Origin of the sequence: Streptomyces sp. ISL-96 (assembly GCF_018614035.1) — a bacterium.
Lineage (GTDB): Bacteria > Actinomycetota > Actinomycetes > Streptomycetales > Streptomycetaceae > Streptomyces.
The window spans coordinates 1-18,852 of the sequence record NZ_JAGGPA010000044.1; the positions used below are offsets into that span (position 1 = coordinate 1).

Sequence of the window (18,852 nt, forward strand, 5' to 3'; positions counted from 1 at the left end):
GTGCCGAACGTTCGGGTACTCCGTCTTCGTTCGCGGTGGTTGCGTTCGACACCCTGCGGGGAGCGCCCCGACACGTCCCCTCCCGCCACCTCGGAACGCGAAACGGTGCCGGGCTGGCCCTCCCGGGGCGCTGGGATCGGTGCCGCGTCGGGGCGGCACCGCGGAACGCGAAACGGTGCCGGGGGCGTTCCCTCAGGGGTTCTTCTTGCGCTCGTCTTCCTCGCCCGGGGTGGCGTCGGCCTCCGGGCCCGGGCCGATGCGGATCTCGAATTCGCCGGCGTACTTCTCGTGGCCCGCGATCACAGCGCTCTCCACGGCCTCCTCGGCGATCTCACCGCGGACGATCAGCGGGTCCTGGCGCAGGTCGCGCATGAGGGCCAGGCACATGCCCACCATGACGAGCACGAAGGGTGCCGCGACGAGGATGGTGAGGTTCTGGAGACCGGCCAGCGCGTCTCCCTTGCCGTCGCCGACCAGCAGCATCACGGCTGCGACCGCGCCGGTCACCACGCCCCAGAAGATGACTACGAACCTGGCCGGTTCGAAGGTGCCTCGCTGGGAGAGCGTGCCCATGACGATCGAGGCGGCGTCTGCCCCGGAGATGAAGAAGATGCCGACCAGGACCATGACCAGGAGGCTCATCACGCTGGCGATGGGGAACTCCTGGAGTACGCCGAAGAGCTGACCCTCGGGTGTCGCCTCCTTGGCTAGCTGTCCGCGCTCCTGGAGCTTCATCGCCGTACCGCCGAAGACGGCGAACCAGACCAGGCTGACGCTGCTGGGGACCAGGATGACGCCGCCCACGAACTGACGGATCGTACGCCCGCGGCTGATGCGCGCGATGAACATGCCGACGAACGGCGTCCAGGAGATCCACCACGCCCAGTAGAAGACCGTCCAGCTGCTCAGCCATTCCGAGACTTCGCCGCCACCGGTCGCCGCCTCGGTACGCCCGGCGAGCTGGGGGATTTCGTCGATGTAGGCGGCGAGGGAGGTGGGGAGCAGGTCCAGTACGAGAATCGTCGGGCCGGCGATGAAGACGAAGAGGGCGAGGACGACCGCCAGGACCATATTGGTGTTCGAGAGCCACTGGATGCCCTTTTCGACACCGGTGACGGCCGAGAAGACGAAGGCGACGGTGAGGACTCCGATGATGGAGATCAGGAGTCCGGTGCCGGCTTTCTCCATCCAGCCCAGTTCCCGGAATCCGCTGCCGATCTGCAGGGCGCCGAGGCCGAGGGAGGTCGCGGAGCCGAAGAGGGTGGCGAAGATCGCGAGGATGTCGATCACCCGGCCGGGTGCGCCGTCGGCGCGCTTCTTGCCGATCAGCGGCACGAACACGGCGCTGATGGTCTGCCGCCTGCGGCGCCGGAAGGTGCTGTACGCGATGGCCAGGCCGACGACCGCGTAGATCGCCCACGGGTGGAGGGTCCAGTGGAAGAGGGTGGTGGCCAGGGCTGTCTGCATGGCGTCCGCCGAGTCGGCGGGGTCGGTGCCCGGAGGCGGGGTGGTGTAGTGCGCGAGCGGCTCGCTGACGCCGTAGAACATCAGGCCGATGCCCATGCCCGCGCTGAACATCATCGCGACCCAGGAGACGGTACGGAATTCGGGTCCCTCGTGCTCCTGGCCGAGCGGGATCCTGCCGTAACGGCTGATGGCCAGCCAGAGAGCGAAGACGACAAAGCCGGAGGCGGCCAGGACGAAGGCCCAGCCGCCGTTGTGCATCAGGCCGCTCAGCATCTTGTCGGAGACGCTCTCCAGCGTCTCGGTGAAGACGGAGCCCCAGACCACGAAGGCCACGGTGAGTACGGCCGTTACGCCGAACACCACCCGGTCGGTCTGGGGCGTCTCGTCCTCGTGCGGGTGGCGGCCCGGGAGAGCCGCCCTCACCGGCAGCCGAAGCCGTTGAGCCGGTTTCTGTTCGTGCGACACAGGGGCACCTTTCAGGAATTCGCGGGAGCCTGATTTCGCTCTCCCGTACCCCCTACCACATGTGTTGCACGTCAGAACTGTCTAACAGGTGGTGTCGGGCCTCCCGGTTGTGAGGTGGTACGCCGCACGGTCGTCGAGCAGGAGGGCGGCGAGTGCGCGCTGGGACTGGCGCAGTGGTACGTAGGCGCCTGTGGTGCGGGGGTGGGAGACGATGCCGTGCAGTGCCAGTTCGTCTGCGATGTCCGCGTACTGCGCCGGGGAGAGGTGGTAGCCGCAGGGGGGATTGTCGATTGTCTCGGCGGGGTCGGGCGGGTCGTTGTCGGCGCCGCCGAGGTGGATGGGGCCTCGGTCCGCGAAGCCCGCGTGGCGCGCTTGGGTGGTGGCGGTCTTGAGGCGGCCTCTGCGCTCGTCGGTGAACGTGAACGCGCCGGTGAGGGCTGCTAGTTGGGTGTCTACTCGGCGTTTGTTGTTCAGGGCCGGGTTGTTTCTTTCGTCGGCGGTCAGGGGGTCTACTCGGGTTTCCACCAGGAGGCCTGCCGAGTGCTTGATCCCGGCCGTGTTGCGCAGGATGCGCTCCTGGCCGTCGCCCGCCACCTGTTTGACCGGCTCGTTTGTTACGGGATCCGTCCAGATGCCGTAGATGCCGCTGCTGAAGCCGGCGTCCTCGGCGTGGGGGCGTACATAGGACTCGGAGAGGGTGTGGGCCTCGGCGTGCAGGTGGTGGTGCGTGTTGGGGTTGCGGGGCCAGAGGGAGAGGAGGTCCTTGTCGTAGTACGGCGAGGTGCCGCCGTACTCGTGCAGGTCGTAGATGATCTCCGGTTTGTGGTCGCGGATGACCGCGGCCATCGCCCTGGCCTCGGCGGTCTTCAGGGCGATGTGGTCACGGTTGATGTCGACCTTGTCGGAGTTGGTACGGGTGTCCGCCGCACGGCCGTCGGGGTTGGCGGTGGGGATGACGAGGACCGTGGTGCGGGCGAGGAAGTCGAGGGTCTTCTTGTCCTTGGCGTACGCGAGGTCCCGAATGGTCGTCAGGCAGGCTTCGCGGCCTGACGGTTCGTCGCCGTGCTGGGAGCAGATCAGCAGCATGGTGGTGGCAGGGTGCCGCTGAGTTCCTATGCGTACCAGTTGGATCGGGCGGTTCTGGTTCGTGGTGCCGATGGTGGATTGTGTGATGTTGTCGCTCGCGCGGTCGACTGTGCTCAGGAAGCTTTGTTCCTCGGCCTGGGTTGTCCAGCGGGCGCCGTTGCTCGACTCGAAGCCGGTACGGGGTGGGGCCGGCGACGCCTGGGCGGTTGTCGTGGCGGGTGCGGCCAGGGCCGCTGCCGCGGCGCCGATGACGAGTGCGCGGATACGCCGGTGCATCAGCGGGTGGCTCCCGGAATCGGGCGGATGTCACGCGGCTCGGCCACGCCGTCGAGGCGGGCGCCCGGTGTGGCGGCGTACGACGAACCGGTTGTCGCTCGGGCGAAGGCCTGCGCGCCGCCTGCTATGGGCAGCTCCGCGGCCGTACGGGAAAGGTCGATGCCGAGGGTCGGGGTGGTGGAGGGCGGGTCGATGAGGCCCGCGTCGGTGCCGCCGACGATCAGCGCGAGACGGTGTCCGGCGGGGACGACGTGGTCGCTCGCGTGGAGGTCCAGGGTGATCGTGTACCGCTTGCCCGGGGTGAGCGGGCGGCCGCGGTCCGGGTCTGCGTGGGTTCCGAGGTCGGCCCAGCCGCGGCTGAAGACGGTGTAGTCGACGTTCGCGGTACGGGCCTTCGTCTCCTTGAAGCAGGAGCTGTCACCGGTGGTGCTCGGACCCCAGCAGGTGCGGTTGGGGAGGGTCGTGATGCCTTCGCCCGCGGCGGTGTAGTCGCGGATCGTGTCGGGGCCGAGGTCGACCAGGACTGCTGAGAGGTGCGCGGTGGAGGTGGAGGGTGTCGCGGTGATGGTCACCTTGGAGGAGCCCGAGAGGCGCAGGTCGCGGGTCAGCGGCTTGGTGGTGAAGCCGGCCTTGGCTGGAGTTGATTTGTCGATCTGCGCGGCCCAGTCGCTCTCGCTCAGCTTGGGGTCGTCGGTGAAGGTCTCCATGGCGCCGGGAGCGGCGGGCTTCAGGGAGAGGGTGCCGACGCCGGGCGCGGACCCCTTGCCGGGGCGCAAGGTGGTGGCGTCGGTGGAGCGGGGCGGCCAGACCTTGTCGGTGGACCACTGGTCGGGGGCACGCTCGATGTCGGCCATCGGCTCGCGGTCGATGCCGTTGTCGTAGCCGAGGAGTTCGTGGTCGAACCAGCGGTGGAGGGTCTTGACCCATCCCCAAGCTCTCGGCTCCGCTCGAGCAGGGGAGACCCCATTGCCGCGGCGGAAGTCGAACGGGTCGACGTGGCCGGTCTGGGAGAGCCAGATCTTGCGGTCTACGCCCGCGTCGGCGAGGGCGTCCCACCACTGGCCGAAGTGCTTGGCGCGGACGTTGAGGTCCTGCATGCCGTGGATGAGGAAGACGCTGGCCTTCGTCTTGTCCGCGTTGGGTACGTAGTCGCGCTCGGCCCACAGGGGTGTGAAGTCGCCGTTGCGCGGGGCCTCGTCGACCAGGCGCTTCTGGACTGCCTGGCAGCGGGTGCGGGCGTCGGGGCTTTCCACGTAGTTGGAGAGCCACTCGGGGCCGCTGTCGTAGAGCGGGGCGCCCTGGGCGAAGTAGTAGTCGTACCAGGAGGAGATCGCGCCGATCGGGACGATCGTCTTGAGGCCCTCGACGCCGGTCGCCGCTACACCGTTGGCTATGGTGCCGTCGTAACTCTTGCCGATCATGCCGGTGTTCCCGGTCGACCAGGCGGCCTTGCTGCGGTTGGTGCCGGTGCGGCTGGTGTACGCCTTGCCGCGGCCGTTCAGCCAGTCGACGACTGCCTTGGCCGACTGGATGTCGGAGTGGCCGCCCACGTCCACGCAGCCGTCGGAGCGGTTGGTGCCGGCGAGGTCCACGGCGACGAAGGCGTAGCCGCGGGGCACGAAGTAGTTGTCGTAGTAGAGCGGGAACTGGACAGGGTTGCCGTCCGCGTCGTACGTCTTCTTCTGGCTCTCGTTGCCGCGCCCGCAGCAGGAGTAGTACGGGCTGGCGTCCATGATGACGGGTATTTTCCGGCCCTGTGCGGCCGGTTCCCTGGGGCGGACTATGTCGACGGCGACGCGGTCGCTCTTCCCGTCGCCGTCGCCGTCCATTCTGGTGTCGACCCATACGGCTTCGCGGATGGCGTTGTCGTAGGAGTAGACCGGTCTGCTCTCGGCTTGACCGGTCGCGGCGCCCTGGGCGCCCGCCGGGGTCAGCATGACGGCCACCAGGGCAGCCGTGGTCGCCGGAATGAGCCTTCGCCACTTCAAGCGGGATCCCCGCGCAGGTATCGGCATGGGCGGAAGGTACTCCGGTCAACTCCCGTGCAAAAGAGGGCAGGAGTGGTCTGCGTGTCGGCCGGGTGGCAGTTGTGTGACAGCAGCGACCATGGACATGACTGGTGGCACTGGGGCTGAATAGGCTGCCAACAGATCCTTCGGACTGACGACTTGGAGTATCCGTGCACCGCAGACTGATCGTCCCGGGCGCGCTGGCTGCCTCGCTCTTACTGGCGATCCCGGCATCGGCAGCAAATTTTGGTCCTGGCGCGCCGGGGATCGGCGACAGCTACTACCCGGCCAGTGGCAACGGCGGATACGACGTTGCGCATTACGACCTCCGCCTCAAGTACCAGCCCACGACCGACCTGCTGGAGGGCACGGCGACGATCCTCGCCACCACCACGCAGAACCTCTCGCGCTTCAACCTCGACTTCGGTCTCGGCGTGAGTGAGGTGCGGGTCAATGGGAAGAAGGCGAAGTTCGCCAAGGAGGGGGATCAGGAGCTGGTCGTCACTCCGGTCGCACCGCTGGAGAAGGGCCGGGCCGTCTCGGTCGTCGTGCGGTACGCCGGGAAGCCCTCCGAGCTGAAGATCGGCGGCTACACCGCCTGGCACCGTACGCCGGACGGCGGCGTCGCCGCCCAGGAGCCCGACTCGGCCGTCTGGTGGTTCCCGAGCAACGACCACCCGCTGGACAAGGCGACGTACGACGTCTCCGTCCTCGTGCCGGACGGAACGCAGGCCATCAGCAACGGCGTACTCCAGTCGCAGAGCTCGAAGCTGGGGTGGACCCGCTACAACTGGCGCTCGAACAAGCCGCAGGCCAGCTATCTCGCCACGCTCGCGGTCGGGAAGTTCGACATCACGACGGACAAGACGGCGGACGGGCTGCCCGTGCTCAACGCCTACAGCAAGGACCTCGGCGACAACGCCGGGGCCGCGCGCGCCAGCATCGAGCGGACCGCCGAGGTCGCCGAGTACCTGACCGAGGTCTTCGGCCCGTACCCCTTCAACGCGCTCGGCGGTTACGTCCCGAACGTGACGAGTGGTTTTGCGCTGGAGACTCAGACCCGGCCGTTCTACAGTCCGCGGCAGTTCGCCAACGGCGCGAATGTCTCGCTCGTCGTCCATGAGCTGGCCCACCAGTGGTACGGCGACAGCGTCGCCGTCAAGGGCTGGAAGGACATCTGGATCAACGAAGGCTTCGCCCGCTACAGCCAGTGGCTGTGGTCCGAGAAGGAGGGCGAGGGCACGACGCAGGAACTCGCGGACTACGTGTACGAGACGCGTGCGGCCGACGACCCCTTCTGGACGGTCAAGCCGGGTGACCCGGGGCCGGACAACCAGTTCCACATCGCCGTGTACGACCGGGGCGCGCTGGCCGTGCAGGCGCTGCGCAACGAGGTCGGCGACGAGGACTTCTTCAAGATCCTGAAGGGGTGGCCGGCCAAGTTCGCCCACGGCAACGCGAGTGTGGCCGACTTCGTGAAGTACGCCGAGAGCGTCTCGGGCAAGCCACTCGCCGCGCTCTTCGACACCTGGCTGTACCAGCCGTCGAAGCCGGGTGCTCCGTCGGCTGTCGAGTCGCGGACCGCCCGCTCGGGCGCCGATGAAGGTGCGAAGCCCGTGCAGCCCAAGTCGTGGAAGAAGATCGCCGCGACGAACACCATCCACCAGCACGACCACCACTGACCGGTCGTACGCCGCGTCGCCGTCCCCTCGCGAGGGGACGGCGACGTTGTCGTGAGTGGGCTGAAAGCGCTCTCACGACGGCCTGGCCGCGGATATTCTCCGTCTCGGCAGCCCTCTCCCCCGCTGCCGTCCCGAGCCGCCGAGGAGCGCCCGTCTTGCCCGAGCAGCCCGCCGGTTCCCGCCCCACTCTCGAAGCCGTCGCCGCCCGCGCCGGAGTCTCCCGGGCCACGGCCTCCCGTGTCGTCAACGGCGGCGCGGGCGTGCGGCAGCCCCTGGCCGACAAGGTGCGCGAGGCGGTCGAGGAGTTGGGGTACGTCCCGAATCACGCGGCGAGGTCCCTCGTCACGCGCCAGAGCGGCGCGGTCGCCGTGGTCATTGCGGAGCCGGAGTTCAGGATCTTCTCGGACCCCTTCTTCGAGCAGCAGGTGCGCGGCATCAGCAGGGAACTCACGGCGAACGACGCCCAGTTGGTGCTGCTGTGGGTGGAGGGGCCGGGCGACTACGACCGGATCGCCCGCTACCTCGGCGGCGGCCACGTCGACGGCGCGCTCGCCTTCTCGCTGCACAACGACGACGGACTGCCCGCCCTCATCCGCGGCACCAAGGTCCCGGCCGTCTTCGGCGGCCGGCCCGGCGGCGGGTCGGCCGCCGTGCCGTACGTCGACTGCGACAACCGGGGCGGCGCCCGGGCGGCCGTACGCCATCTCGTCGGCCTGGGCCGGGAGCGTATCGCGCACATCGCGGGCCCCCGCGACCAGACCTCCGCCACCGACCGCGCCGACGGCTACCGCGACGTACTGTTCGACGCCGATCCCGCACTGACCGCGCAGGGTGACTTCACCATGGACAGCGGTGGGCGCGCCATGGCGGAACTGCTCGCGCGCCGGCCGGACCTGGATGCCGTCTTCGCCGCCAACGACCTCATGGCGGCGGGCGCGCTGCGGGTCCTGCGGGAGAGGGGGCGGCGGGTACCGGAGGACGTCGCGTTCGTCGGCTTCGACGACATGGCGAGCGTTGCCGAGTCGGCGGATCCCGCGCTGACCACGGTCCGCCAGGACATCGAGGGCATGGGCCGGCTGATGGTCCGGCTGCTGATGCGGGTCCTGAGCAGCGAGGTGGCTGGAGCAGGGGACGCGCCGGCCTCGGTGATCATGCCTACCGAGCTGGTGCGGCGGGCCTCGGCCTGATCGGCCGGGGCCCGCCGCCGGTGGGGGTGCGTTCGGTGCGTTCCGTTACTGGTAGGGAATCACCAGTACCGAATCGCCCGTTCCGGTGCGGAGCTGGGCTGTGCCGTTGCCGATGGCGCTCCACACTTCGAGGCGTACGGTGCCGCCCTTGAGGTCGCCGGGCGTGCCGGTCGCCGACTTGAGACCGCGCGCCTGGGTGTACTGCTCCCAGCCCGCCACCGGGTCGGTAGCGAAGTACTGGTACGTCTCCGTCCGGTCGTACGTGCCGTCGCCCGTCAGGTCGTAGCTGACCCGGGCCTGCTGGCCGAGACCGACCGTCGTGCCCGCGTCGAGCTGAAGGCGGAAGGTGGTCGGCGTACCGGACTTGAGCGTGCCGTTGACCCCCTTGACCGTGTACGTCAGCGGCTGGTGCGGGGTGCCGTCGTGGTTGGCGCCGCCCGCCGAGGCGATGGTGTCGGTGGTGGCGGTGGTCCCTGTGGTGGTGGTGAGCGCGCCGCCTGTGCGCAGTTGGAAGGTGTTGCCGGTGGGGGGTTCGGGGTCGGGGTCGGTGCCGCCCGTGCCGGTGCCCGTGGCGGTCGAGCGGGCGGGGACGGTGAGCTTCCCGCCGTCCGAGAAGGTCACGGTGCGGGTGGTGGAGGTGTGGTTGTGGGCGGCGTACGTTCGTACCGTCCCCTTGGTGAAGACGGCCGACGTCGGGATGTCACCGCTCACCGTCGCGTCGGGGGCGCCGAGCGTGTCGAGGGTGTTGATCCAGTGGTAGGTGTGTGCCTTGGACTCACCCTGCTCGGGGGTGTAAGCGGCGTTCCCCGCGTCCCATTTGGCCTTGGCGGCGGCCGGGTCGGCCAGCGACTGGAACTCCCAGAGGATGTCGCGCCATTCGACGGCGGGTCCGCCGTTCTCGCGTTCCATCTCGGCGAGGTTGCGCCGGATGGCGGCCTTCTCGCCGCCCAGGTGCAGTGAACCGCCGGTTACGGGAAGGACGTTGATGCCGTGGATCTCCTCGGGGTTGGCGGTCCACCAAGTGGCGTACGCCCCGCCGCTGCCCCACACCATGCCGACGGTGTCGTGGCCGAAGGAGGACGGGAAGACCTGCTCGTCGGCGTCGAACCAGTACTGGGCGATCGCCTCGGACTCGGTTGTCAGGAGGTACGTGCCGAGGTCGCGGAGTGCCGAGTCGCCTGTTGCCGCGCCCCAGAGCACCAGGCCGGCGCTGAGGTTGGTGGACTCCGAGGACGACTCCTGGTTGTTGCCCGCCGCGAAGCCCTGGTGGCCGGAGGCCCAGCTGTGGCCGGCGTACACGTCGAAGCCGCGCAGGAAGGGGAAGGCGGTGTCGGTGCGGCTGGGGTTGGCGGCGTCGCGGATCAGCGTCTTCACCATGCCGCCCCACGCGGAGTCGGCGGCCCAGGCCGGGTCGTACTGGGCGACGATCGCGGCCGCGTAGACGTAGTAGCTGTAGTGGAAGTGGTGGTCGTTGAGCTCGGTGTCGCTGCCGTACGACGCCGGATAGCCGGTCAGCGTCTTCCAGGTCCTGTCGTACGAGAATTCGTTGGCTCCGCCCGCCGTGAACCAGTCCTGGAGGCGCCCCTTCATCAGGCCGAGGAGCTTGTCGCGGACGGCGGTCTCACCGATGTGGTCGGCGAGGGGTACGAGCTGGGCGAGGCGGCCCAGCGCTTTGCCGGTCCAGTAGGTGTCGGTGGCGCCGGAGAAGGGGTCGGCGGCGTTCGCGGCCTCGGTCAGGTAGCCCCTGAGCCTGGCCTTGTCGACCCCGTTCGACTGCGGCAGGGCGGGCAGCACGCCGGAAGCGCGCCGGCTGGTGGTGAAGGAGGTACCCTCGCGGACCTTCATCGTGCCGCGCGGTGAGATGTACGTGTACGGGGTGAGCGGGTCGGCGGTGTGCAGCCACTGGTGGCGGTAGAGGGCCTGGAGCGTGCCGGTCTCGCTGCCCTCTTTCGCCTCGGTGGTGAGGGAGTACGTCGCCTTCACCGTGCCGCCGGTGGTGCTCCAGCTCGCCTTCGAGCCGGTGACGAAGCTGTACGCGTACTTCTTGTACGTCGTGAGGGCGTCGGTGGAGGGCAGCACGGCGAGCGAGAAGTAGTCCTTGGCGCCGAGGCCGGCGGTGAGCGTGGATCCGGCGATGTTCCAGTCACTGCCGGTGGGGGCGAACAGGGCGTAGTGGTGGCCGGCGACGGTGATGCCGAGGACGTTGCCCTGGTCGGCGAAGACGGCGGGGGCCGCCGCCGTGGTGATCTGGGCGCCGGCGCCCGAGCCCTTGGCGTACACGAAGGGCAGGCCGTGACCGATGGTCGTGCGCAGGGTGCGGGCGCCGTCGGACCAGTACGGGGTGACGGTCCAGTCGGACCAGTTGTCGGCCTTGGTGTCGGGCGAGTTGAGGCCGGTCAGGCCGAGCGTGAGGTCGCGCTTGTGGGCGTACTCGTACTGCCGCCCCTCGCCGACGACCGCTGGGGTTGTGGGATAGCCGACTTCGAGGCCTGCGGCGGTGGCCTGGTAGGTGAGCGGGTGCCCGTACATGGGGGTGGAGTGCGGGTTGTCACCGTATCGCTGGAAGGCGAGGGAGGACCACCAGTCGTTGGTGGGGAGCGGCTTGTCCTTCGCGGCGGGGGTGAGTTTGGGGGTGACGGGTGTGCCGGTGTTGGTGGTGGGGCCTGAGGTTCCGGCGGGGCGTACATCGGAGTAACTGCCCGACCCGACGGGGATGGTGGCGGCGGTCGCGGGTGAGGCGGCGGAGCCGAGGCCGAGGGCGGCCAGGGCGGAGACGAGGACCAGTGCGGACGCGGTTCTGAACGGAGGAGCTGGCATGGACGGCACCTCGGAGTCGTGGGGGAAGGGCGTCCGAGAGCGCTCTCAGATATCAGGGAACGTAAAACTCCTGAAATGGAAGTGTCAATACATGTGACACGGACGGCAGTTGGGGCACGGCCTGACCGCGGTGCGTTCAACTGTTGACGGAGAAGGCGCGCGGGAGCATGCTGCGAGGAGATTTCCGAGAGCGCTCTCAGTCAGTTTTGGGAAGCCTGGTCCCGGTGCCGCGCCCTGGCCTCGCGCGCCAGGGGCAGATAGCGCAGCCGCTCGGGCAGCAGCGGAACCAGGGTGCGTACGACGCGGCTGAACCGGCGCAGCCTGCGTTCCTGTACGTCGCTCCAGTCCAGCCCCAGTGCCTCCCGCGCGTCGGGCGGCATGTAGCCGATGGTCACGAACGCCCTGAAGCGGGCCAGCGGCGGCAGCAGAACGGGCCACAGGGCGCGCAGGACGAGACGTACCGGCAGCGGGCCGCGGTCGGGGGCGGGAACCGGGCTGTCGGTGGCGATCAGTTCCCGTACCACCACGGTCGGTTCCAGCTCCTCGGCCAGCATCTTGCGGAAGTACGGCCAGAACTCCTCGACGGTCTGCGGCATGTCCCGGTCGTTGATGCCGAGGATCCGGCCGACCTGGAGCCACTCGGCGTACAGCTGCCGCTCCTGCGCCTCGGTCAGCGGCCGCCGGCAGAGATAGCGCAGTGCGTGCTGGTAGCAGGGGAAGCCGGTGGCGTGGACCCAGGAATAGTGGGCCGGGTCGAGCGCGTGGTACGGGCGGCCGTGCGCGTCGGTGCCCTGGATGCTCTTGTGGAGCTGCCGGAGCCTGCGGCCCTCCTCGACGCCCGCCTCTCCCCCGTACACCCACAGCTGCACGGAGCGCAGCGACCGCTCGCCGCGACCCCACGGGTCCGTACGGAAGACGGAGTGCTGGTCGACACCCGCGCCGACGGCCGGGCGGGCGACCTGGAGGGTGAGCGCGGCGGGCAGCATGAGCAGCCCGCGCACGTCACCGGCGACCGACCACAGGACACCGCCGGGAGGGGGCGGGGCGGGGTCCTGCTCACTGATCTTCATGCCTCCAGGCTACGGCCGGCGGCCGGTGGTCGGTGATCGGCGGCCGGGGTCGCCGAGAACGCGGCCGACCGGCTCCCGCGCAGGTCCTCGGCCTGCCGCTCACGCCCCTCGGCCAGCGGGAGTTGGGGAGACCGTGTGCCTTCTGCAAGACATTCGCCGTCCAATGGCTACCGGAAGGTAACTAGGGCTGGTTTGATGTGCCGCGCCGAGCCTTACCCCCCACTCGAAACAGGAGTCCCAGTGCCGCACTCCGTGCTCCGCCGCACCTCTGGCGCCGCCCTGGCCACCGTACTGGCGGCCGCCGCACTCGCCGCGACGGCCCCGTCCTCCTCCGCCGCTGCCTCCGGCGAGGTGCCGTCGCTGAAGGTGCTGTCTTACAATGCCTTCCTTTTCAGCAAAAACCTTTACCCCAACTGGGGCCAGGACCACCGCGCGAAGGCCATACCGGCGGCCTCCTTCTTCCAGGGCAACGACGTGGTCGTCGTCCAGGAAGCCTTCGACAACAGTGCCTCCGACGCGCTGAAGAGCAACGCCGCGGCGCAGTACCCGCACCAGACGCCGGTGATGGGCCGCGGCAAGACCGGCTGGGACGCGACCGGCGGCTCGTACTCCACCACGACGCCCGAGGACGGCGGGGTCGCGGTGCTCAGCAAGTGGCCGGTCGTCCGCAAGGAGCAGTACGTCTACAAGGACGCGTGCGGCGCCGACTGGTACTCCAACAAGGGCTTCGTGTACGCCGTGCTCGACGTGAACGGCACCAAGGTCCATGTCGTCGGCACCCACGCCCAGTCCACCGACCCGGGCTGCGGCGCGGGCGAGGCCGCCCAGATGCGCAGCCGGCAGTTCAAGGCGATCGACGCCTTCCTCGACGGCAAGAACATCCCCGCCTCCGAGCAGGTCATCGTCGCGGGCGACTTCAACGTCGACTCGCACAGCCCCGAGTACGCCACGATGCTCGCCGACGGCGGCCTGACCGGCGACGACGCGCGCACCGGCCACCCGTACTCGTTCGACACCGCCGACAACTCGATCGCCTCCGAGCGCTACCCGAACGACCCGCGCGAAGACCTCGACTACGTCCTGCACCGCGCCGGGCACGTCAAACCGGCCGGCTGGACGAACGAGGTGATCAAGGAGCAGAGCGCGCCCTGGACCGTCTCCAGCTGGGGCAAGCAGTACACGTACACGAATCTGAGCGACCACTACCCGGTGGTGGCGAGCGGCCGCTGACGCGGGGGTTCGGCAGTGGCTGCAGGGGAGTCGGTGTGCCACGGTGGTGAACATGACGGGTCACGGACACGTACACGGACACCATCACCATGGGCATCAGGACCGGATCGACTCCGCGCTCGAAGGGTCGGCGGCCGGGCTGCGGACACTCTGGTTCTCCTTCGCGGTCCTCGCGGCGACCACCGCCGCCCAGGCGGTCGTCGCCGCGCTGTCCGGTTCGGTCGCGCTGCTCGGCGACACCGTCCACAACGCCACCGACGCCCTGACCGCGCTGCCCCTCGCCGTCGCCTTCCTGCTGGGGCGGCGCGCGGCGACCCGCCGCTACACCTACGGTTTTGGGCGGGCCGAGGATCTGGCGGGCGTGTTCGTGGTGCTGGTGATCGCCGCCTCGGCCGTGTTCGCGGGGTACGAGGCGGTGCGGCGCCTTTTCGATCCGCAGGAGGTCAGCCACCTCCCTGCGGTCGCCGCGGCCGGCCTGATCGGCTTCGCGGGCAATGAGTGGGTGGCGCGGGCCCGTATCCGGACCGGCAGGAAGATCGGCTCCGCCGCGCTGGTCGCCGACGGGCTGCACGCCCGCACCGACGGATTCACCTCCCTCGCCGTGCTGCTGGGCGCGGGCGGCTCCGCGCTCGGCTGGCGTTACGCCGACCCCCTGATCGGGCTGCTGATCACGGCCGCGATCGTGCTGGTGCTGCGTGGCGCGGCCCGGGAGATCTGGCAACGGCTGATGGACGCGGTGGATCCGGCTCTGGTGGACGAGGCCGAGCACGCGCTGTCCCATGTCGAGGGCGTACGGGCGGTGGGCGCCGTCCGCATGCGGTGGCTGGGCCACAGTCTGCGCGCCGAGACGTCGGTGGTGGTCGATCCCGGCCTGACGGTGGTCCAGGCGCACGCGGTGGCGGTCGCGGCGGAGCACGCGCTGCTGCACGCGGTGGGCCGGCTGGCCGGGGCCACGGTCCACGTGGATCACGCCCCCGAGGCGTCGGCGCCGGACCCGCATGCGCCGCTGGCCCACCATTTCGCCCCGCGGGCCTAGCTGCTCCCCACTGGGGGGACGACCCCCGACCCCTGCGAGGTCGGGCTGGTCAGTCGTGGTCGTAGACCGTGACCGCGATGCCGCGTGTCAGCACCGCTTTCACAACAATGGTGAGACAGCAATACTGTTGCACTGTATCGGCGCAGTACTGGGAAGCGAGGCGCAGTCATGACGACGGACACCGAGGAGCCGACGCTCACGGTAGACGAGCTGGCCGCGCGGGCCGGGGTCACGGTGCGTACGGTCCGTTTCTACAGCACCCGCGGCCTGCTCCCGCCGCCCGTGATCGGCCCGCGCCGCGTCGGCCACTACGGGCCCGCCCACCTGTCCCGGCTGGCACTCATCGAGGAGCTTCAGCACCACGGCATGACGCTCGCCGCGATCGAGCGCTATCTGGAGCAGCTGCCGCCCGACCTGAGCGCGCACGATCTGGCGATCCACCGTGCGGTGGTGGCGTCGTGGGCGCCGGACTCGGCGGAGGACGCGACTCGGGCGGAGCTCGACCGGCGGGCGGGCCGTCCGCTTTCGGACGAGGACATCGGCCGGCTCGCCGCGATGAACGTCCTGGAGCGGGCCGATGCGCCGGATACGTTCCGTGTCGACCCCGGGCTGCTGGGGCTCGGCGTACAGCTGCTCGGTGTGCCGATAGCGCACGAGACGATCCTCGCCGCCCGGACGATTCTGCTTGAGCACGCCCGGTCGGTGGCGCACGCGCTCACGAACCTTTTCAAGGACGAGGTGTGGGGTCCTTACCGCGAGCGGGAGTCGGATCCTGAGCATGTGAAGGCGATGAAGTCGCTGTCGGCGCATATGCAGCCGATGGTGATGCAGGCGCTGGTGACGGCGTTTCAGCGGTCGCTGAGGGAGGAGTTGCGGGCGGCGTTCACGGCGGAGTGAGGGGGCGCGGGTTGCGGGGCAGGTGCAGATTGCGGTGCGAGTGCGGGTGCCGGGTGCCGCTGCGCGAGGCTTTCCCCTACCCGCCCCTTCCCGAACTGGGGCGCTGCCCCAGACCCCGCTCCTCAAACGCCGGAGGGGCTGGAGGGGTGCGGGAGCACCTCCAGCCCGTCCGGGGGCCTGGGGGCCCGCGCAGCGGATCAGGCGTCGCTGAAGCGCTCGCCCCGCTCCGCCTTCTCCACCAGCAGCGCCGGCGGCGTGAAGCGTTCGCCGTACGTCGTCGCCAACTCGCGCGCGCGGGCCACGAAGCCGGGCAGGCCGCCCTCGTACCCGTTGATGTACTGGATCGCGCCGCCCGTCCAGGCCGGGAAGCCGATCCCCATGATGGAGCCGATATTGGCGTCGGCGACCGACGTCAGCACGCCCTCCTCGAAGCAGCGGACCGTGTCCAGCGCCTCCGAGAACAGCATCCGCTCCTTCATGTCCGTGAAGGGAATCTCCGCGCCCGGCTTCGTGAAGTGCTCGCGCAGCCCCGGCCACAGGCGCGTGCGCTTGCCGTCCTCGCCGTACTCGTAGAAGCCCGCCCCGCCGCTGCGGCCCGTACGCCCGAACTCGTCGACCATCCGGTCGATGACCGCGTCCGACGGGTGCCCCGGCCACGTGCCGCCCGCTGCCTCGATCGCCCGCTTCGTCTCGTTGCGGATCTTGCGCGGGAGGGTGAGGGTCAGTTCGTCCATCAGGGAGAGGACCTTCGCCGGGTAGCCGGCCTGGGCCGCCGCCTGCTCGATCGACGCGGGCTCGATGCCCTCGCCGACCATCGCGACGCCCTCGTTGATGAACTGGCCGATGACGCGCGAGGTGAAGAAGCCGCGCGAGTCGTTCACGACGATCGGCGTCTTCTTGATCTGGCGTACGAGGTCGAAGGCGCGGGCCAGCGCCTCGTCGCCCGTACGCTCGCCCTTGATGATCTCCACGAGCGGCATCTTGTCGACGGGCGAGAAGAAGTGCAGGCCGATGAAGTCGACGGGGCGGGAAACCCCTTCCGCCAGGCCGGTGATGGGGAGCGTGGAGGTGTTGGAGCAGAGCAGCGCGTCCGGCTCGATGATGTCCTGGATCTCCTGGAACACCTTGTGCTTGAGCGCCGTGTCCTCGAACACCGCCTCGATCACGGCGTCACAGCCCGCCAGGTCGGCCGCGTCGGCGGTCGGCGTGATGAGGGCGAGCAGCACGTCCCGCTTGGCCTCGGTCGTACGGCCGCGCGAAAGCGCCTTCGCGAGCAGGTTCTCGGAGTACGCCTTGCCCTTGGCGGCGGCCTCGGGCGTCACGTCCTTGAGGACCACCTCGATGCCGGCGCGCGCGCAGGAGTACGCGATGCCCGCGCCCATCATGCCGGCGCCGAGGACGGCGACCTTGCGGACGGGGCGCGGCTCGATGCCCTTGGGGCGGCTGGCGCCGGAGTTGACGGCCTGGAGGTCGAAGAAGAACGCCTGGATCATGTTCTTGGCGATCTGGCCCGTGACGAGTTCCGTGAAGTAGCGGGCCTCGATGGTCAGCGCCGTTTCGAAGTCGACCTGCGCGCCCTCGACGGCCGCCGCGAGGATGTTGCGCGGGGCGGGGTAAGGGGCGCCCGCTGTCTGCTTCTTCAGGTTGGCGGGGAAGGCGGGGAGGTTCGCGGCGAAGCGCGGGTTCGAAGGGGTGCCGCCGGGGATCTTGTAACCCTTGACGTCCCAGGGCTGCTGGGATTCCGGGTTGGCGTCGATGAAGGCGCGCGCCTTGGCGAGCATCTCGTCACGGGTGGCGGCGACTTCGTGGATCAGGCCGTTCTCCAGAGCCCGCTGCGGGTTGTACTGCGTGCCCTGGAGCAGCACCTTCAGCAGGGCGTCGGCGATGCCCATGAGGCGTACGGTACGGGTGACGCCGCCGCCCGCCGGGAGCAGACCGAGCGTGACCTCGGGCAGGCCGATCTTGGAGCCGGGCGCGTCCAGCGCGACACGGTGGTGGCAGGCGAGGGCGATCTCGTAACCGCCGCCGAGGGCCGCGCCGTTGATCGCGGCGACGACCGGCTTGCCCAGCGTCTCGATGCGGCGCAGGGAGTTCTTGATGGCCGTACCGGTGTCGAAGGCCTGCTGGGCGTGCTCGGGACCGACCTTGATCATGTCCTTGAGGTCGCCACCCGCGAAGAAGGTCTTCTTGGCGGAGGTGAAGATGATGCCGCGGATGGAGTCCTTCTCGGCCTCCGCGCGGTCGGCGATCGCCGCGATGGAGGATTTGAAGGCCTGGTTCATGGTGTTGGCCGACTGGTTGGGGTCGTCGAGGACGAGGGTGACGACACCGGTCTCGTCCTGTTCCCAGCGGATGGTGGTGGACTCGCTCATGCTGTGGGTTCTCCGTAAGGGGTGGGGACGGGACGGTCAGACACGCTCGACGACGGTGGCGATACCCATGCCGCCGCCGACGCACAGCGTCGCGAGGCCGTACCGCTTGTCCTGCCGCTCCAGCTCGTCGACGAGGGTGCCGAGGATCATCGCGCCGGTGGCGCCCAGCGGGTGGCCCATGGCGATGGCGCCGCCATTGACGTTGATCTTGTCGAGGGAGAGCCCCATGTCCTTGGCGAAGCGCAGGACGACGCCCGCGAACGCCTCGTTGATCTCGACGAGGTCGATGTCGTCGATGGTCAGGCCCGCCTTGGCCAGCGCCTTGCGGGTGGCGGGCGCGGGGCCCGTCAGCATGATGGTGGGCTCGGAGCCGGAGACGGCCGCCGAGACGATACGGGCGCGGGGCGTGAGGCCGTAACGCTCGCCGACCTCCTTGGTGCCGATCGCGACGAGCGCCGCGCCGTCGACGATGCCGGACGAGTTGCCCGCGTGGTGTACGTGGTCGATCTTCTCGACCCAGTGGTACTTCTGGAGCGCGACGGCGTCGAAGCCCCCCATGTCACCGATCGCGGCGAACGACGGCTTCAGCGCCGCCAGCGAATCGGCCGTCGTACCGGGGCGCATGTGCTCGTCGTGGTCGAGGACGACCAGGCCGTTGCGGTCCCGTACGGGCACGACGGAGCGCTCGAAGCGGCTGTCCTTCCAGGCCGCGGCGGCCCGCTCCTGCGACATCGCGGCGTACTCGTCGACATCACGCCGCGAGTAGCCCTCGATGGTCGCGATGAGGTCGGCGCCGATGCCCTGCGGGACGAAGCCGTTCTCGAAGTTGGTCATCGGGTCGGCGAACCAGGCGCCGCCGTCCGAGCCCATCGGGACGCGTGACATCGACTCGACGCCGCCCGCGAGGACCAGGTCCTCCCAGCCCGAACGTACCTTCATGGCGGCCAGGTTGACGGCCTCCAGCCCCGAGGCACAGAAGCGGTTCTCCTGTACGCCGGCGACCGTGTCCGGCAGTCCGGCGGCGATCGCGGCGGTACGGGCGATGTCCGAGCCCTGGTCCCCGACGGGGCCGACGACGCCCAGCACGATGTCGTCGATGGCTGCCGGGTCCAGGCCGGGGAAGCGCCGGGTCACTTCGTGGATGAGGCCGACGACGAGGTCGATCGGCTTGGTGCCGTGCAGGGCGCCATTGGCCTTGCCGCGGCCGCGCGGGGTGCGGATCGCGTCGTACACAAACGCTTCGGTACTCAAGACAGCA

At 69.6% G+C, this 18,852-nt stretch carries 12 protein-coding genes; 5 read left to right on the forward strand and 7 right to left on the reverse strand.

Features of this window, described 5'->3' with window-relative positions:
* Positions 1-192 precede the first annotated feature (192 nt).
* The 3 genes from J7E96_RS26490 to J7E96_RS26500 form a co-directional block, all read right to left on the reverse strand.
* Entirely contained in the window at positions 193-1,932 is a 1,740-nt protein-coding gene (locus tag J7E96_RS26490; RefSeq protein ID WP_215134594.1) for a BCCT family transporter, read from the reverse strand.
* A gap of 81 nt (positions 1,933-2,013) precedes the next feature.
* Entirely contained in the window at positions 2,014-3,294 is a 1,281-nt protein-coding gene (locus J7E96_RS26495) for a M14 family metallocarboxypeptidase (RefSeq protein WP_215134596.1), read from the reverse strand.
* Complete coding sequence (locus tag J7E96_RS26500) at positions 3,294-5,309, reverse strand: Xaa-Pro dipeptidyl-peptidase (protein WP_215134598.1); 2,016 nt, start codon at positions 5,307-5,309, stop codon at positions 3,294-3,296. The genes J7E96_RS26495 and J7E96_RS26500 overlap by 1 nt, the downstream gene beginning before the upstream one ends.
* 164 nt (positions 5,310-5,473) lie before the next feature.
* Here J7E96_RS26500 and J7E96_RS26505 point away from each other — a divergent pair, with 164 nt between their 5' ends.
* The gene (locus J7E96_RS26505; protein ID WP_215134600.1) at positions 5,474-6,985 is read left to right on the forward strand and encodes a M1 family metallopeptidase; all 1,512 of its coding nucleotides are present in this window, start codon (positions 5,474-5,476) and stop codon (positions 6,983-6,985) included.
* Between the two features lie 155 nt (positions 6,986-7,140).
* Entirely contained in the window at positions 7,141-8,172 is a 1,032-nt protein-coding gene (locus tag J7E96_RS26510; RefSeq protein ID WP_215134602.1) for a LacI family DNA-binding transcriptional regulator, read from the forward strand.
* Between the two features lie 45 nt (positions 8,173-8,217).
* Here J7E96_RS26510 and J7E96_RS26515 read toward each other — a convergent pair whose 3' ends face one another.
* Positions 8,218-10,989, reverse strand: a complete 2,772-nt coding sequence (locus J7E96_RS26515) for a glycosyl hydrolase (RefSeq protein ID WP_215134603.1) — start codon at positions 10,987-10,989, stop codon at positions 8,218-8,220.
* A gap of 200 nt (positions 10,990-11,189) precedes the next feature.
* A complete protein-coding gene (locus J7E96_RS26520) occupies positions 11,190-12,059 on the reverse strand; it encodes an oxygenase MpaB family protein (RefSeq protein WP_215134604.1) in 870 nt (289 codons plus the stop codon).
* A gap of 240 nt (positions 12,060-12,299) precedes the next feature.
* Here J7E96_RS26520 and sph point away from each other — a divergent pair, with 240 nt between their 5' ends.
* The 3 genes from sph to J7E96_RS26535 all read left to right on the forward strand — a co-directional run bounded on the left by sph (position 12,300) and on the right by J7E96_RS26535 (position 15,222).
* Positions 12,300-13,289, forward strand: coding sequence for a sphingomyelin phosphodiesterase (gene sph, locus J7E96_RS26525; protein WP_215134607.1), 990 nt, complete (start codon positions 12,300-12,302; stop codon positions 13,287-13,289).
* A 52-nt stretch (positions 13,290-13,341) separates the two neighbouring features.
* Positions 13,342-14,325, forward strand: coding sequence for a cation diffusion facilitator family transporter (locus tag J7E96_RS26530; RefSeq protein WP_215134609.1), 984 nt, complete (start codon positions 13,342-13,344; stop codon positions 14,323-14,325).
* A 168-nt stretch (positions 14,326-14,493) separates the two neighbouring features.
* Entirely contained in the window at positions 14,494-15,222 is a 729-nt protein-coding gene (locus J7E96_RS26535; RefSeq protein WP_215134611.1) for a MerR family transcriptional regulator, read from the forward strand.
* 197 nt (positions 15,223-15,419) lie between these two features.
* Here the strand turns inward: J7E96_RS26535 and J7E96_RS26540 are convergent, their stop codons facing one another.
* Both J7E96_RS26540 and J7E96_RS26545 read right to left on the reverse strand, forming a co-directional pair.
* Entirely contained in the window at positions 15,420-17,594 is a 2,175-nt protein-coding gene (locus J7E96_RS26540) for a 3-hydroxyacyl-CoA dehydrogenase NAD-binding domain-containing protein (RefSeq protein WP_215134613.1), read from the reverse strand.
* Between the two features lie 36 nt (positions 17,595-17,630).
* Positions 17,631-18,845, reverse strand: a complete 1,215-nt coding sequence (locus J7E96_RS26545; protein WP_215134615.1) for an acetyl-CoA C-acetyltransferase — start codon at positions 18,843-18,845, stop codon at positions 17,631-17,633.
* Between the last annotated feature and the right edge of the window lie 7 nt (positions 18,846-18,852).

What these genes read in the sequence shown, in the direction of transcription:
- J7E96_RS26495 (WP_215134596.1), bottom strand. Translation starts at nt 3,294, where the DNA reads ATGCACCGGCGTATCCGCGCACTCGTCATCGGCGCCGCGGCAGCGGCC.
- J7E96_RS26500 (WP_215134598.1), bottom strand. Translation starts at nt 5,309, where the DNA reads ATGCCGATACCTGCGCGGGGATCCCGCTTGAAGTGGCGAAGGCTCATT.
- J7E96_RS26515 (WP_215134603.1), bottom strand. Translation starts at nt 10,989, where the DNA reads ATGCCAGCTCCTCCGTTCAGAACCGCGTCCGCACTGGTCCTCGTCTCC.
- J7E96_RS26520 (WP_215134604.1), bottom strand. Translation starts at nt 12,059, where the DNA reads ATGAAGATCAGTGAGCAGGACCCCGCCCCGCCCCCTCCCGGCGGTGTC.
- J7E96_RS26530 (WP_215134609.1), top strand. Translation starts at nt 13,342, where the DNA reads ATGACGGGTCACGGACACGTACACGGACACCATCACCATGGGCATCAG.
- J7E96_RS26535 (WP_215134611.1), top strand. Translation starts at nt 14,494, where the DNA reads ATGACGACGGACACCGAGGAGCCGACGCTCACGGTAGACGAGCTGGCC.
- J7E96_RS26540 (WP_215134613.1), bottom strand. Translation starts at nt 17,594, where the DNA reads ATGAGCGAGTCCACCACCATCCGCTGGGAACAGGACGAGACCGGTGTC.